The following is a 704-nucleotide window of genomic DNA, read 5'->3' as shown; positions in this document are numbered from 1 at the left end:
CGGCTTTCATGGGTTTCCTTCGGGACGTGGTGTGGACGGGTGGTCGGGTCAGGTGGCGACGAGCGCCGGTCGCGGCAGGTGAGCGCGGGCGGTGCGGTCGACGAGGCGGTGGCGGACCAGCTCCTCACACAGCTCCATCCGGTCCTCTGGAGCGGTGTGGTGCAGGGCGAGCAACCGGTCGGTGCGCAGGACCGTGGCCAGCACCTGACCTGCGGGCAGGGCTCCGGTGTACTCGGCGATCAGTCGATCCGCGAGGTCCTGTCGGGCCTGGCGGCGGTGTCCTGTGGCGTCCATCGCTGTGTCCTCCTTCCCGCACCACTCTGTCGACTCCGGGTGGGCCCGAGCAGGGGCGAAGGTCCCGAAGCGACAGGCGCTACGGCCCTGCCGCGACCGGTCCGGTCGCCGGACGATGGGACCTGGAGCGGCGCCATTTGAGAGGAGCAGGACGATGATGTGGAACGACCGGTACGACGATGTCAGCAACTGGCCGGCGATGCTGGTGATGATGGTCCTGTTCTGGGGCCTCCTCGCCGTCGGCGTGGTCCTTGCGGTGCGGTGGTTGCGCGATTCCGTTCAGGTGTCGGATCGCGAGTCGGACCCGCGACGGATCCTCGACGAGCGCCTCGCGCGCGGTGAGATCGACGTCGCCGAGCACGCCCGGTCGCTCGCCGCGCTCGCACCACGCCGGAACGTCGCCCGTCCCC

At 70.3% G+C, this 704-nt stretch carries 1 protein-coding gene and 1 pseudogene; one reads left to right on the top strand and one right to left on the bottom strand.

Features of this window, described 5'->3' with window-relative positions; all coding sequences use genetic code 11:
* Positions 1 to 48: 48 nt before the first annotated feature.
* Entirely contained in the window at positions 49 to 294 is a 246-nt protein-coding gene (locus ACOADB_RS07105; RefSeq protein ID WP_378597265.1) for a hypothetical protein, read from the bottom strand.
* Between the two features lie 154 nt (positions 295 to 448).
* Here ACOADB_RS07105 and ACOADB_RS07100 point away from each other — a divergent pair.
* A pseudogene (locus ACOADB_RS07100) lies at positions 449 to 704 on the top strand (hypothetical protein); the annotation flags it as partial.

This window comes from Nocardioides sp. CPCC 206348, assembly GCF_048654705.1.
Classification (GTDB): Bacteria; Actinomycetota; Actinomycetes; order Propionibacteriales; family Nocardioidaceae; genus Nocardioides.
This window is presented reverse-complemented; position numbering and strand designations above follow the sequence as displayed.

What these genes read in the sequence shown, in the direction of transcription:
- ACOADB_RS07105 (WP_378597265.1), bottom strand. Translation starts at nt 294, where the DNA reads ATGGACGCCACAGGACACCGCCGCCAGGCCCGACAGGACCTCGCGGAT.